Source organism: Pseudomonas sp. ABa2, from assembly GCF_056676075.1.
Genome location: NZ_CM155239.1, coordinates 3897000 through 3909628, shown reverse-complemented (window position 1 = coordinate 3909628; position 12629 = coordinate 3897000). Strand labels below are relative to the sequence as shown.

Annotated in this window: 8 protein-coding genes and 1 other RNA gene; 4 read left to right on the top strand and 5 right to left on the bottom strand. The window is 67.1% G+C overall.

The window, feature by feature from the left end:
• Positions 1 to 3 precede the first annotated feature (3 nt).
• On the top strand, positions 4 to 831 hold the full coding sequence (locus AC1G9C_RS19045) for a hypothetical protein (RefSeq protein ID WP_480408481.1): 828 nt from the start codon (positions 4 to 6) through the stop codon (positions 829 to 831).
• 102 nt (positions 832 to 933) lie between these two features.
• Here the strand turns inward: AC1G9C_RS19045 and ssrA are convergent.
• Positions 934 to 1290, bottom strand: a transfer-messenger RNA (tmRNA) gene (ssrA, locus tag AC1G9C_RS19040).
• Between the two features lie 131 nt (positions 1291 to 1421).
• Between ssrA and AC1G9C_RS19035 the strand changes: the two genes are divergently transcribed.
• On the top strand, positions 1422 to 4337 hold the full coding sequence (locus tag AC1G9C_RS19035; RefSeq protein WP_480408480.1) for a hybrid sensor histidine kinase/response regulator: 2916 nt from the start codon (positions 1422 to 1424) through the stop codon (positions 4335 to 4337).
• 58 nt (positions 4338 to 4395) lie between these two features.
• Here the strand turns inward: AC1G9C_RS19035 and AC1G9C_RS19030 are convergent, their stop codons facing one another.
• The 3 genes from AC1G9C_RS19030 to AC1G9C_RS19020 all read right to left on the bottom strand — a co-directional run bounded on the left by AC1G9C_RS19030 (position 4396) and on the right by AC1G9C_RS19020 (position 7830).
• The gene (locus tag AC1G9C_RS19030) at positions 4396 to 4641 is read right to left on the bottom strand and encodes a hypothetical protein (protein ID WP_021445945.1); all 246 of its coding nucleotides are present in this window, start codon (positions 4639 to 4641) and stop codon (positions 4396 to 4398) included.
• A gap of 74 nt (positions 4642 to 4715) precedes the next feature.
• A complete protein-coding gene (locus tag AC1G9C_RS19025; RefSeq protein WP_480408479.1) occupies positions 4716 to 5936 on the bottom strand; it encodes an RtcB family protein in 1221 nt (406 codons plus the stop codon).
• A 49-nt stretch (positions 5937 to 5985) separates the two neighbouring features.
• Positions 5986 to 7830, bottom strand: coding sequence for an Lnb N-terminal periplasmic domain-containing protein (locus AC1G9C_RS19020; RefSeq protein ID WP_480408478.1), 1845 nt, complete (start codon positions 7828 to 7830; stop codon positions 5986 to 5988).
• A 138-nt stretch (positions 7831 to 7968) separates the two neighbouring features.
• Between AC1G9C_RS19020 and AC1G9C_RS19015 the strand changes: the two genes are divergently transcribed.
• Positions 7969 to 8289, top strand: coding sequence for a TraR/DksA family transcriptional regulator (locus tag AC1G9C_RS19015; protein ID WP_122107628.1), 321 nt, complete (start codon positions 7969 to 7971; stop codon positions 8287 to 8289).
• On the opposite strand, the gene AC1G9C_RS19010 is transcribed toward AC1G9C_RS19015, so the two are convergent.
• The gene (locus tag AC1G9C_RS19010; protein WP_397496244.1) at positions 8282 to 9922 is read right to left on the bottom strand and encodes a cation:proton antiporter; all 1641 of its coding nucleotides are present in this window, start codon (positions 9920 to 9922) and stop codon (positions 8282 to 8284) included. The genes AC1G9C_RS19015 and AC1G9C_RS19010 overlap by 8 nt on opposite strands.
• A 144-nt stretch (positions 9923 to 10066) precedes the next feature.
• Between AC1G9C_RS19010 and AC1G9C_RS19005 the strand changes: the two genes are divergently transcribed.
• Positions 10067 to 12556 carry a Lon protease family protein gene (locus tag AC1G9C_RS19005; RefSeq protein ID WP_122107626.1) on the top strand — a complete coding sequence of 830 codons (2490 nt, stop codon included), beginning with the start codon at positions 10067 to 10069 and terminating at the stop codon, positions 12554 to 12556.
• Positions 12557 to 12629 lie beyond the last annotated feature (73 nt).

Sequence of the window (12629 nt, the reverse complement as noted above, 5' to 3'; positions counted from 1 at the left end):
TCTGTGTCGTCATTTGCAGCTGAGTGGCTGCTTCGTCTTGCCACGCGAGAGGAGGATTTGTTTCAGTATCCTCGCCTCACTGAGCAGACCACTTTGGACGAGGCGATTAACCGCTTAGTTTTGGCTCCAGCTGCTGTGCTTGAATCTCGCGAAGAGGAAGACCCTGACAAAATGGTCTGGTGCCACGGTTATGATAGGAGTGGCTCCAGCTTCTTCGTCTATAAGAACACCTATCAGGTATGGATTGATGTGTCTGAATCGGTGCCCGGCTCTGGCGGTTCAGCGATCTATGCAGCAGTCGCTTCGTTCGCCCACGGTTGCGGGTACAGCTTCATAGGTGACCCGCAGGGCCTGTCAGATATGGCTCTTCGCCGACGTACGGATGCGATGCTATCATCTGCGCTCAAGTACGGTACCACACGGCATTTGGCGCCCCACCAGCGTCAGCTCGGAGGGGCTAGGGAACTCGGTGTCCCACCGCTTGTCTGGGGTAGTGATACCGTTACAAACATTCAGGGTATGATTCAGGTAGCTGTCGACTCAATGGAGTTTGACCTCCCGGAGATCAGTGATGCGTACTACGACTTTTCAAGTAAAACCTTCTGCTACGTTGGCGGCGGACGGCTATTGGAAACAGTTCTGGGAAGCTGGAGTGATCACCTTGCAGGAAGCGGAAAGACGCGCGCAGGCATCTCTACGCTTAAGAGATGCATACTGCTCCGATCCTTGGTTCGCCAAGAAAGCGAAACGAGACCCCAGCTTCTGGAGCAAGTTTTATGCGAGTCGAGTGAATTCATAAATTCAGGCGAGCTTGCTGAGATTTTTTATTAAAGCCCCATTTAGGGGCTTTTTTGTGTCCGTTACCCTCTCGACACCTTTTCGACACCCCAAAGAAAAACCCCTGACTTTCTCTAGGAAAATCAGGGGTTTATTTGGTGGAGCCGGGGGGATTTGAACCCCCGTCCGCCAGCTCTCCGCTATCGGTTCTACATGCTTAGCCATCTCTACTGAGTTAACTCCGCGCGGCCCGAGTGGCAGGGCGCTTGGAGCGAGCTGTATGAGTTTTAGCCGTTACGTCTACAGCGAACTTGGCGGCGATCCTGTTCTATATGACTGACCAGATCTTCGGGTTTACAGGCATCCCCTAGGGTCAGCTGGCGCCCTTAGGCGGCCAGAGCGTAGTTGTCGTCGTTGGCAACTATGAAGTTGTGGCAGCGGATTTACGAGAACTGTCACCTACTCGGCATGCCCCTCAAGTTTCGTTACCGGCGTCGAATCCTAATCGGCCCCAAAACCTTCGTGGTTACAGCTAGGACGCGGAGTGTACGGCAAAGGTTCCATAACGTCGACTGCGGATTCCAGCGCGGGACGCTATGATGACGCCTCGCGTCCCTCTGCGCGCCCTATGGAAAGGAGTCGTCATGCCGAGCTCTAGCCGCTACCCCCTGCGCCAGTGGATCTGGCGGGCCTTCGTGCAGAGCGCGCTGATCCCGTTGATCCTGGTGGAGTCGGTGTTGATTGCGGCGTACCTGCTGAGCAATCAGGCGATTCGCGACACGCAGATCGGCCATCTGCAGGAGGCGGCGGTGAAGGACCTGGCCAGTGCCGCGCTGCGCGAGGGGCAGATCGTCGACGGCCGCCTGCGTTCGATCGAATCGCTGGTCCAGGTGTACCGCGACGCGACTCAGCGCGCGCTGCTCGATACCGGCTATCAGGCCGACGAACTGGAGCGTCAGCGCCATACCAGCACCGACAGCGGGGTGTTCTACACCCGCAGCGACGACGGCCGCGCCGCCTCCTTCTACGCCAACAGTACGCCGCTGGCGCAGCAGGATCACGCCAAGGTCATGCGCCTGTCGCAGCTCGACCCGCTGATGCGCTCGATCCAACAGGCCAACCCGCTGGTGGCGGCGCTCTACTTCAACAGCTGGGACAGCTACAACCGCATCTATCCCTGGTTCGACACGCCGGCGCAGTATCCCCATGACATGGTGATCCCGGATTACAACTTCTATTACCTCGCCGACGCCAAGCACAACCCCGAGCGCAAGGTGGTGTGGACCGAGGTCTACCTCGATCCGGCCGGCCTCGGCTGGATGATGTCGGCCATCGCCCCGGTCTATCGCGGCGACTTCCTCGAGGGCGTGGTGGGCCTGGACATCACCGTCGGCCAGGTGCTCGGCGAGATCGCCGAGCTCAACGTGCCCTGGCAGGGCTACGCCATGCTGGTCAGCCACGACCACAACATCATGGCGCTGCCGGCCGCCGGCGAGCTGGATTTCGGCCTGCGCGAGCTGACCCATTACTCCTACGAGGAGGCGGTACGCCGCGAGGTACTCAAGCCCGAGGACTTCAACCTGGCCAAGCGCGAGGGCATGGAGCCGCTGCTGCAGGCGATGAATGAGGGCCGCGGTAACGTCCAGGAGGTGCTGCTTGGCGGGCGCAAGCAGCTGGTGGCCTGGAGCGAGATTCCGCAGACCGGCTGGCGCCTGTTGCTGGTGGTGGACGAGGAGCAGATCTTCCACGACACCAACCAGCTGGCCGAGCGCTACCTGCAGATCGGCTACCTGCTGATCGCCGGCCTGCTGGCCTTCTACCTGATGTTTTTCGCCTGGATGTGGCTGCGTTCGCGGCACCTGAGCAACCAGCTGGCGCACCCCATCGCCGATATCGTCGAGATGGCCGGCAGCCTGGGCCAGGGCAACTACCTGCCGGCGGCGCCGGACAGCCGGATCGCCGAAGTCAGCCGCCTGGCGGACGCGATGCAGCAGGCCGGGCGCCAGCTGCAGGCCAGCGAGCAGGAGCGCCAGGAGGCGCAGAACATCCTCCAGCTGGTGCTGGAGAGCACCACCGAGAGCCTCTGGCAGATCAACGCCCGCGACCTGACCATCGACCTCAGCGACCGCTTCGTGCGGCGCTTCGGCCTGGGCGCGCGTCACCTGAGCCTGAGCGAGTTCAACCAGCGCGTGCACCCGGACGACCTGGAGCGCCTGCGCCACCTGCGCAAGCACTTCGCCGAGAGCGGCGACGAGCATTTCGACGCCGAGTACCGCTACCTCGACTGCCAGGGCCAGTACCTCTGGCTGCTCAGTCGCGGCAAGGTGCTGGAGCGCGACGCCAAGGGCTGGCCGCTGCGCGTGGCCGGCACCCATGTCGACATCACCCGTCTCAAGCAGGCGCAGGAGGAGTTGCGCCACGCCAGCCTCGAGGCCCTGGCGGCCAGCCAGGCCAAGAGCCGTTTCCTGTCGAGCATGAGCCACGAGCTGCGCACGCCGCTCAACGCCATCCATGGCTTCGCCCAGCTGATCGAGATGGAGGCGCAGGACAAGGCCGATGCCAAGCTGGAGTGCGACTACGCCCACGAGATCGTCAACGCCAGCCGCCATCTGACCGCGTTGGTCGACGACATCCTCGACCTGTCGAGCATCGAGAGCCGCCGTCAGCAGCTGCAGTTGCAGCCCCTGGAGATCGGCAGCCTGCTGGCCGGCTGCGCCGAGCTGGTGCAGCCCGAGGTGCAGCAGCGCCAGCTGCAGCTGCAGGTGATGGCCGCGGCCGAGCCGCCGCTGTTCGTCCAGGGCGACCCGCGCCGGGTGCGGCAGATCCTGCTCAACCTGCTGTCCAACGCGATCAAGTACAACAGCCCGCAGGGCCTCATCCGCATGGGCTACGAGGTGCGCGCCGACTGCGTGCGGCTGTGGGTCGACGACACCGGCCCGGGGCTGTCCGGCGAGCAGCAGGCGCAGCTGTTCCAGCCGTTCCAGCGCCTCGGTCGGGAGAGTTCGAACATTCCCGGCACCGGCATCGGCTTGGTGCTCTGCCGCGAGCTGGCCAGCCTGATGGACGGCGAGATCGGCGTGCGCAGCGAGCCGGGTGTGGGCAGCCGCTTCTGGCTCGACCTGCCCAGCGCCGCGCGGCCGGACGAGACCGACGCCGATGCGCCGGAGCAGTCGGCGCAAAGCGAGCGGCGCCTGGTGCAGGTGCTGTGCGTGGAGGATCACCCGGCCTGCCTGAAGATTCTCCAGGAGGCGCTGCGCGAGTTCGCCGAGGTGCGTGGCGCGGGTACCCGTCAGCGCGCGCTGGCCGAGCTGCAGGACAACGAGCCGGCGCTGTTGCTGCTGGATATCGACCTGCCGGACGGCAACGGCCTGGAGATACTCGACGCCATGCGCGCCGAGCCACGGCTGCGCGAGGTGCCGGTGCTGGTGATCAGCGCGGTGGCCGACCAGGCGCTATTCGAGGAAGCCAGGGCGCGCGGGGCCTCTGCCTGCCTGAGCAAGCCGGTGGACTTGCAGGAGGTGCGGCATCTGGCGCTGGAGCTGCTCTACACCGGCTACTAGGCAGCAGTGCTGCAGGCGCCGCCAGGCCGGCGCCTACGACCAGCAACTGAGCCGGCGACTACTCGCTGGCTTCCAGCAGATTGATGGCTTCGCCCAGCACCTTGACCGATTCGCTGTGGTTGCCGGCCTTGTGCAGGGCTTCGCCTTCGGCGCGCAGTTCCTGCACCTTGGCCAGCACGGCGGGGTCGGCCGGTGGGTCGCTTTGCAGCATGGCGTCGATCTTGGCCATGTCCGCCGGGCAGTGCATCGCCCAGAGGGGCGCGCTGAGCAGGGCGGCGGCGAAGAAGGCGGTTAGGCGGCGCATGATGGCTCTCCAGAACGGGACGGTGGGACCTTCAGTATAGAAAGCCGTGTCGCGGCGTCATCTCCGCCGGTCACTCAGCCCTTCACGCACACCAGCTGGCGCAGGCTGTGCACCACTTCGACCAGGTCGCGCTGGGCCGCCATCACCGCCTCGATGTCCTTGTAGGCCATGGGGATTTCGTCGATCACGTCCTTGTCCTTGCGGCATTCGACGTGGGCGGTGGCGCGCAGCTGGTCGGCCAGGTCGAAGCGTTTCTTCGCCTGGCTGCGGCTCATCACCCGGCCGGCGCCGTGGCTGCAGGAGCAGAACGCCTCGGCATTGCCCAGGCCGCGCACTATGTAGCTGCGTGTGCCCATGGAGCCGGGGATGATGCCCAGCTGGCCTGGCTGCGCCGACACCGCGCCCTTGCGCGTGACCAGCACCTCGCGGCCGAAGTGGCGTTCCTGTTGCACGTAGTTGTGGTGGCAGTCCACCGCCTCCAGCTGCGCCTCGAACGGCCGGCCGAGCACCTGGCGGGTGGCCGCGATCACCGCCTGCAGCATCAACGCGCGGTTCTGCCGGGCGTAGTCCTGGGCCCAGCCGACCGCCTCGAGGTAGTCGGCGAAGTGGCGGCTGCCTTCCTCGAAGTAGGCCAGGTCCTTGTCCGGCAGGTTGGCCAGGTGCTGGCGCATGTCGGCCTGGGCCAGCTCGATGAACAGGTTGCCGATGGCGTTGCCGACGCCGCGCGAGCCGCTGTGCAGCATAAGCCAGACACGGTCGGCCTCGTCCAGGCAGAGTTCGATGAAGTGATTGCCGCCGCCCAGGGTGCCGAGGTGCACACGGTGGTTGCTCTTCTCCAGGCGCGGGTGCTTGGCGCAGATTGCCCGGAAGCGCCCGGCCAGGGCGCGCCAGGCCACGTCGGTGGGGGCCGGCACCTCGTCCCAGGCGCCGACGTCGCGCTTGCCGAAGCTCTTGCCGTGCGGCACCGCGCGTTCGATGGCGCTGCGCAGGCGGTGCAGGTTGTCCGGCAGATCCGTGGCGCGCAGCGAGGTGCGCGCGGCGACCATGCCGCAGCCGATATCCACGCCGACCGCGGCGGGGATGATGGCGCCGAGGGTGGGGATCACGCTGCCGATGGTCGAGCCCTTGCCCAGGTGCACGTCCGGCATCACCGCCAGGTGCTTGAAGATAAAGGGCATCCGCGCGGTGTTGAGCAGTTGCCGGCGGGCTTCGTCCTCCACCGGCACGCCGCGGGTCCAGAGCTTGATCGGTTTGCCGCCGGCGACGTGCAGCAGCTGCGGGCCGTGGTCGTTCATGCAGGGGGGCCAGGCTGGTATGACTGCTCTATTGTGCGCCTGCCGGCGCTCAATAGTGATACCAGCGCAGCTCCAGCTTCACCTCGTTGACCGGCGCGGCGAGCTGGCTGAACTCGCGCTGGGCGCTCAGGCGCAGGCCGAGGTCGGTGCGCACTTCCCATTGCTGGTTCAGCGACAGGCGACGGCGTACCTCGCCGTTGTGGAAGTAGTCGCCGGCCGCCTCAAGGGTCAGGTTGCCCAGCGCGTTGCGCCACAGCAGGCCGGTGTTGAAGCCCAGCGCCGGGGCGACGAAGGCGGCGAAGTCGCGGTTGTGCTCCAGGCGCGCGGTGGCCAGGGCGAAGCCCAGGGTGCCAGCGCCGAGCTGCCAGGTGGCGCCGCCACCGCCGCCGACATGCGCCACCAGCGGGCTGTCGCCGTCTGCGCCGAGCACCCGCTCCAGGCCGCCGCCGACCTGCCAGGACCAGGGCTGGAGCAGGGCGTCGCGCGGCGTCAGCGAGCGGATGTTGGCCAGGTCCAGGCGCTGCACTTGCCAGTGGTTGCCCTCGTACTGGCGCAGCTTGAGCTGGGCGATCTCGATCTGCGCGCCGAGGGGGAAGCCGTCGAGGTTGTCGTTGAGGTCGTGGTAGGCCATGCGCAGGCCGTACTCGGCGAAGGCGCGATCCTCGCGGCTGCCGCCGGCCAGCTGCCAGGTGCGTGACTGGTGGCCTTCCTCGGGCAGCAGCGGGCGTTGCAGCGCCAGCGGCGGCGGCGGGTTGCGGTTGACCGCACCGAGCAGCTGGAAACTGCGCTCGGCGGTTTCGTCCGTGCGCGCCTCGCCGCTGGCGCGGTAGCGCACCAGGCGGAAGGCGGCGTCCTGGATCAGCGCGCGGCGCTCGCTCGGCAGGCTCTGGAAGGGCGCCGCGCCGAGCTGCGCGGAGTCGCCGGCCAGGCTCAGCACCCAGGCCTTTTCCGCCGCACCCAGCGGCTCGGCGCGGCCCAGCAGTTCGCGCTCGCGCGAGGGGCGGTAGTCGATGCGTTCGATCAGCCCGGCGTCCTTCACCGCGCGCACGGTGTCGGTGGGGATGGCGGTGATCGGGAAGTGCTCGGTCAGCTCGATGCCGGGGCGGGCGATCTCCAGCAGTTCGAGCAGGCGGTAGGAGCAGTTCTCGTCGAAGAAGAAGTAGTCGAAGCGCACCTGCTTGAGTTCCCACACGTGCTCGACCATGCGCCCGGTTTCCTCGGGGCTGAGGTTGAGGCGGTATTCCCACAGATCGCGGTTTTCCAGGCGGCTGTATTCGCTGAGTTTCTCGCGGTAGGGCACCAGGGCGAACAGCCCGGGGTAGCCGCCCATCAGCCCGCGCCAGGCGTAGAGGATGCTGTTGTCGTCGCCCTCGATAAAGGCGCCGAAGTTCAGTGCGTAGCTGAGCAGGGCGGTGTTGTGGCTGTCGACGTCGGCCTGGTCGATGCGCAGCAGGGTGTGACCGAACATCGACGAGGGGCTATTGAGGTAGGCGGCGGGGAACACCAGCACGGTGCTGTGCGGATTGACGTCGGCGAACCAGGCGCGGTACTCGGCGCAGTCCGGGCTGGGCAGATCGTCCAGCGCCAGGCGCTCCTTCAGCCAGCGGGTGCGCGCCGGGTAGACGCACTGCGGGTGGCGGTCGCCCAGCTCGGCCGGCTGGTACAGGGCCTCGAGCGTGGCGGCCAGCTCCGCGGCCGGATCACCGGCGCCAGCCTCGGCGAGGAAGAAGGTCTGGTCGTCGACGTAGCTGCGCCAGCCGCCGAGCTTGCCGGTCTCGTAGTGGCCGAGGGCAATCCAGTAGGGATCGGCGGCCAGTGTGGCCAGCGGCGTGGGCGAGGCGGCCTGCAGCGGCAGGCTGAAGCTCAGGGCGAGGGCGGCGAATGTCCGTTTCAAGGTCGCTGTTCTTCTAATAGTGGCGATGGCCGAGCTTTGGCCAGGCGCGTGGCGGGTGTCAAGGCGGCGCTTGCGCGGTTGCCGTGCAACTTGGCCGGCAGCGGCCACACTTAAGTCATAGCCTCGAGGAGTTGCATCATGACCGCCCACGACACCGCCGCCGTGCTCGACGCCCTGCTGGCCGAATACGGCGCCCGCGCCAACGCAATCCGCCGCGACCTGGGGCGCAGCCATTCGGCGGATTTCGCCGAGCAGGCGCAGCAACGGCAGAACGACGAGGTGCTCGAGGCGCTGCTGGCCGAGGCCGAAGCCGCCTTGCGCCAGGTCGGCCTGGCCAAGCAGCGCCTGGCCGAGGGCCGCTACGGCGAGTGCCAGCGCTGTGGCGAGCCGATCGAAGCCGGCCGGCTCAGGGCGCTGCCGGCGGCGGAATTCTGCCTGCGCTGCGCCGCGCTCAACTGAGCGGCTGGCCGACCTCTTCCAGTAGCCGCCGCGCGGCCGAGTCGGCGGCGTCGATATAGGGCTGCAGCACGCTGGCCGCGCCGGCGCGGGTGAAGGCCTCCAGGTCGCCCTCGCGAAAGGCGCTCAAGGTCACCTGGCCGCGGAAGCCGGCGCTGCGCGCGGCGCGCAGGAGGATGGCGTTGACCTCGCGCTGGGGGATGGTGCTGACCAGCGCGCGCGCCTGCTGCAGCGGCAGATGGGCGATGAAGTCGTGATCCTCGGCATCGCCGTAGCACACCGTCAGGCCGGTGCGCCGGGCACTGGCCAGGGCTTCCGGGTTGAAGTCGACGCCGAGCACGCGCAGCCCGGCGTCTTCCAGGCGGTGCGCCAGCTGGCGGCCGTAGCGGCCCAGGCCATAGACGATCACCTCCGGCTGCTGGCTGTCGCTGGCGCTGTCGGCGGCGTTCTCGCGGTGCGCCACGCGCCGCTCGAACGGCCCCAGCCAGGGCGACAGGCGCTCGAACAGCGGCTGGGCGTAGAGAATCATGTAGGTGGACAGGGTGATGGTGATCACCCCCACCAGGGTGGTCAGGCCCAGGGCTTCGCCGCCGACGTGGCCGAGGCCGATGCCCATGGCGACGAAGATGATCGAGAACTCGCTGATCTGCGCCACGGTGAGCCCGGCCATGAAGCCGGTGCGCTTGCGGTAGCCCATCGCGCCCATGATCGCCATGACGATCAGCGGGTTGCCGATCAGCACGAACAGCGACAGCAGCAGGGCGCTGCCGAGCTGGCCCTGGAAATGGGTGAAATCCAGCTGGATGCCCAGGTGCAGGAAGAAGAACAGCAACAGGAAGTCGCGCAGGCTGGTCAGGCGGCTGGCGATGGCCTCGCGCAGCGGCGTCGAGGCCAGGCAGAAACCGGCGATAAAGGCGCCGATCTCCTTGGACAGGCCCAGCGCCTCGGCGCCGCCGGCCAGCAGCGTGCCCCAGGCGATGGCCACCAGCATCAGCAGCTCCGGCGAGCGCGCCATGGGGGCGAGCAGGTGCGGCAGGGCGTAGCGCATCAGGATGTAGAGCAGGATCAGGCTGCACAGCAGTACCGTGATCAGCGCCAGCGGCGACAGGCCCTGGCGTTCGCCCGCCGCCGGCTGGTAGAGGTTGATCGCCAGCATGGCCAGCACCACGGCGATGTCCTGCACGATCAGAAAACCCATGGCGATGCGCCCGTGCAGCGAATCGATCTCGCCTTTGTCCGACAGCAGCTTGACGATGATGATGGTGCTGGAGAAGGTCAGCGCCACCGCCACGTAGGTGGCGGTCAGCCAGTCCAGGCCGAGCAGGCGGCACAGCAGCAGGCCGAACAGGATGGTGAAGGTGAGCTGGCCCAGACCGGTGGCCAGCGCCACCGGGCCGAGGGTGCGCACCAGGCGCATGTCCAGTTTCAGGCCGACCACGAACAGCAGCACGGTGATGCCGATCTCGGCCAGCAGGCCGAGCGAGGCGTGGTCGCCGGACAGGTTCATCGCCGCCGGACCGGCGAGGATGCCGACCAGGATGTAGGCGATGATCAGCGGCTGGCGCAGGCGCACCGCCAGCATCCCGAACAGCGCGGAGAGGGCGAGCAGGGCGGCGATTTCCTGGAATAGGCTCATGCGGGGCGTCCGGTGAGAGGAGCGCGACACTTTAAGCGGCACTGGGCGCAGGAGGCTGCCCTGGATCAAGCTTAGCGCTTGTCCGGGACCGCGGATGGGGCCATGATTTCCCCAGGCCCCTGCCTTCCCGCCTAAGGATTTACGATGCCCGACTCCGTTGCTGCCAGCCTGCGGCTGCCGCCCGACTCCCTGACCCGCCCCTTCGCCCCCGAGCAGTTCAACTTCACCAGCACCGACGACCTCGAGCCCTTCCGTGGCGTGCTCGGTCAGGCTCGCGCGGTGGAGGCCCTGCAGTTCGGCGTGGCCATGCCGCGCCCCGGCTACAACGTGTTCGTCATGGGCGAGCCGGGTACCGGACGCTTCTCCTTCGTCCAGCGCTACCTCAAGGCCGAGGCCAAGCGCATGGAGACCCCGGCTGATCGGGTTTACGTCAACCATTTCGACGAGCCGCGCGAGCCGCGCGCGCTGGAGTTGCCGGCCGGCACCGCGAGCGATTTCATCGCCGACATCAACCAGTTGATCGACAACCTGCTGGCCACCTTCCCGGCGGTGTTCGAGACGCCCACTTACCAGCAGAAGAAGAGCGCCATCGACCGCTCCTTCAACAAGCGCTACGACCAGGCGCTGGACGTGATCGAGAAGCTGTCGCTGGAGAAGGGCGTGGCCCTGTACCGCGACAGCAGCAATATCGCCTTCACCCCGATGGCTGACGGCAAGGCGCTGGATGAGGCCGAGTTCGCCCAGCTGCCGGAAGCCGAGCGCGAGCGCTTCCATGCCGACATCGCCCTGCTCGAGGAGCGCCTCAACGAGGAGCTGGCCAGCCTGCCGCAGTGGAAACGCGAGTCGAGCAACCTGCTGCGCCAGCTCAACGAGGAGACCATCACCGTCGCCCTGCAGCCGCTGCTGGCGCCGCTGTCGGAGAAATACGCGGAGAACGCCGGCGTCTGCGCTTATCTGCAGGCGATGCAGGTCAATCTGCTGAAGACCGCGGTCGAGCAGCTGGTCGACGTCGACAAGGCCGACCCGCAGCTGCGCAAGCTGCTCGAGGAGCAGTACTGCCCGAGCCTGGTGGTCGGTCACCATGCCAACGGCGGCGCGCCGGTGGTGTTCGAGTCGCACCCGACCTACGACAACCTGTTCGGCCGCATCGAATACAGCTCCGACCAGGGCGCGCTGTACACCAGCTACCGCCAGCTGCGCCCCGGCGCGCTGCACCGCGCCAACGGCGGCTACCTGGTGGTGGAGGCGGAGAAGCTGCTCAATGAGCCCTTCGTCTGGGAGGCGCTCAAGCGCGCCCTGCATTCGCGCCAGCTGAAGATGGAATCGCCGCTGGGCGACCTCGGCCGCATCGCCACCGTGACCCTCAATCCCCAGGTCATCGCGCTGCAGCTGAAAGTCATCATCATCGGCTCGCGCCAGCTCTACTATGCGCTGCAGGACCACGACCCGGACTTCCAGGAGATGTTCCGCGTGCTGGTCGACTTCGACGAGGACATTCCCCTGGCCGAGGACAGCCTGGAGCAGTTCGCCCAGCTGATGAAGACGCGCACCTCGGAGGAGGGCATGGCGCCTTTGACCGGCGCGGCGGTGGCGCGCCTGGCCACCTACAGCGCGCGCCTGGCCGAGCACCAGGGCCGTCTGTCGGCGCGCATCGGCGACCTGTTCCAGCTGGTCAGCGAGGCCGACTTCATCCGCCACCTGGCCGGCGAGACGCTCACCGACGTCGGCCATATCGAGCGCGCCCTCAAGGCCAAGGCCACCCGCACCGGGCGGGTGTCGGCACGGATCATCGACGACATGCTGGCTGGCATCATCCTGATCGACACCTGCGGCGCCGCGGTCGGCAAGTGCAACGGCCTGACCGTGCTGGAAGTGGGCGACTCGGCCTTCGGCGTGCCGGCGCGCATCTCCGCTACCGTCTATCCCGGCGGCAGCGGCATCGTCGACATCGAGCGCGAAGTCAGCCTGGGCCAGCCGATCCACTCCAAGGGGGTGATGATCCTCACCGGTTTTCTCGGCAGCCGCTACGCCCAGGAATTCCCCCTGGAGATTTCCGCCAGCATCGCCCTGGAGCAGTCCTACGGCTACGTCGACGGCGACAGCGCTTCGCTCGGCGAGGTCTGCACGCTGATCTCGGCCCTGTCGCGCACGCCGCTCAAGCAGTGCTTCGCCATCACCGGCTCGATCAACCAGTTCGGCGAAGTGCAGGCGGTCGGCGGGGTCAACGAGAAGATCGAAGGCTTCTTCCGCCTGTGCGAGGCACGCGGCCTGACCGGCGAGCAGGGGGTGATCATCCCCCATTCCAACGTCAGCAACCTGATGCTCGACGACCGCGTGCTGCAGGCGGTGCGCGCCGGCCAGTTCAACGTCTACGCCGTGCGCCATGTCGACGAGGCGCTGAGCCTGCTGGTCGGCGAGGCGGCCGGCCATCCGGACGAGCAGGGCCGCTTCCCCAAGGGCAGCGTCAATGCACGGGTGGTCGAGCGCCTGCGCGAAATCGCCGAGATCGACCTGGAGGAAGACGGCAAGCACGCCGAGGCGGCCAAGGCCAAGGCCGAAGCCGAGCCCGTCGCCGCCAAGCCGGCCAAGGCGCCGCGGCGCAAGAAGGGCGAAGGCGAGGGCGCCGCGGGCTGAACAAATCTTGCACGATTGTCCCGGATCGCCCGGGGCAACCGTGCCAGCATCGTTGTTCAGCCGTCATGCACAG

What these genes read in the sequence shown, in the direction of transcription:
- AC1G9C_RS19025 (WP_480408479.1), bottom strand. Translation starts at nt 5,936, where the DNA reads ATGAACGACCACGGCCCGCAGCTGCTGCACGTCGCCGGCGGCAAACCG.
- AC1G9C_RS19035 (WP_480408480.1), top strand. Translation starts at nt 1,422, where the DNA reads ATGCCGAGCTCTAGCCGCTACCCCCTGCGCCAGTGGATCTGGCGGGCC.
- AC1G9C_RS19005 (WP_122107626.1), top strand. Translation starts at nt 10,067, where the DNA reads ATGCCCGACTCCGTTGCTGCCAGCCTGCGGCTGCCGCCCGACTCCCTG.
- AC1G9C_RS19010 (WP_397496244.1), bottom strand. Translation starts at nt 9,922, where the DNA reads ATGAGCCTATTCCAGGAAATCGCCGCCCTGCTCGCCCTCTCCGCGCTG.
- AC1G9C_RS19030 (WP_021445945.1), bottom strand. Translation starts at nt 4,641, where the DNA reads ATGCGCCGCCTAACCGCCTTCTTCGCCGCCGCCCTGCTCAGCGCGCCC.
- AC1G9C_RS19015 (WP_122107628.1), top strand. Translation starts at nt 7,969, where the DNA reads ATGACCGCCCACGACACCGCCGCCGTGCTCGACGCCCTGCTGGCCGAA.